Genomic DNA, 1190 nt, shown 5'->3' with positions numbered 1-1190 from the left:
GGCGCGGCACAGCGGCGTCGGTGTCGGTCGTGGGGCCTGTCATGACCGATATTGTGTCGTGACCGCTGTAGACCAGCGACCTCGGGGGCGGTGAGACAGGTGAGCACTGCTGATCCTCTATGGTGGGAGGCTGCCTCTAAGGTAGGAGGCCGCGCCCTCGTATCCCAACTGGCAGAGGAAACGGATTCAAAACCCGTACAGTGTGAGTTCGAATCTCACCGAGGGCACTCAGGTTGTGGAACGTTAGCGCAGGTAGACAGCGTTGTCTTTGTGATGCTGTGCGCAATCTCGTAGGACGGATATCCGCGCCGCCTCATATGGCAGTCTTTGTGCCACCAACGCCCCTCCGGCTCTAGGGTGGCGGCGGTGGCACGACGGGTCGGCACACATTGGCCCCGGGATCCCACCAGTTGCCGGCGCCGCAATCCTGAGGCGGCGGTGCCCCCAACGGCTGACAAGCATTGGCTCCCGGGTTCCACCAGTTACCAGGACCACAATCCTGAGGCGGCGGTGCCCCCAACGGCTGGCAAGCATTGGCTCCCGGGTTCCACCAATTGCCGGGGCCGCAATCTGGGGGTTGCGCCGAGCTCATCCCCGGAGGCACCGCTGCCACGTACGCCATGGGCGCTATTGCCATCATGACGACGCCCGCCGTGCGGCGAATAAGCATGCTCATCGGAAGACCTCCCATCAGGAACCTGTAGATCTAAAGATTGACCCAGACCCTGAGTTTTAAACTGCCGAGTCGTTTTGCGCCGCGCTCGCCGAAATGGCGGGTATCAAATCTCGGCAAACGATCATCCGGATGAGTCAGAGTCTGCGGCAATATATAGCCCACGAAGAATTCCGTCGCAGATGTGAGCGTGAAAACTCGGTGCGAATAGCGTCACGGACCTCGACCCCGCGTAGCACCCTCCCTTCCCAGAGGTAACCACCCTTATCGCATTTGAGAGCAGGACGATGACACTGGACCATGGACGCACCCGCCGGTGCCGCTGCAATGAGCGCCGCCGAGCGCGATTGCCAACGCAAGAGATATCATCGCCGTCGCGGCCTTTCCGCTGCCTGCGGCGCTCAGTGCCGTTGCAGCACAGCCTGATTCGTCACATCACAGGTGCTGCCGTGCGCATTGAGCTCGACACTGCGCAAGCCGCGGCCGAACGCCCGGCCTGACAGCGGTAGTGCGCCCG

At 62.2% G+C, this 1190-nt stretch carries 1 tRNA gene; it reads left to right on the top strand.

Annotation, left to right across the window (positions count from 1 at the left end):
• The first annotated feature begins 153 nt into the window (after positions 1–153).
• Positions 154–227, top strand: a tRNA-Leu gene (locus tag A5652_RS01355).
• The last annotated feature ends 963 nt before the right edge of the window (positions 228–1190 follow it).

The sequence above is a fragment of the Mycobacterium sp. 1165178.9 genome (genome assembly GCF_001673555.1).
Lineage (GTDB): Bacteria > Actinomycetota > Actinomycetes > Mycobacteriales > Mycobacteriaceae > Mycobacterium.
Note: the sequence above shows the minus strand (reverse complement) of the source record. Positions and strands in the feature narration are given on the sequence as shown.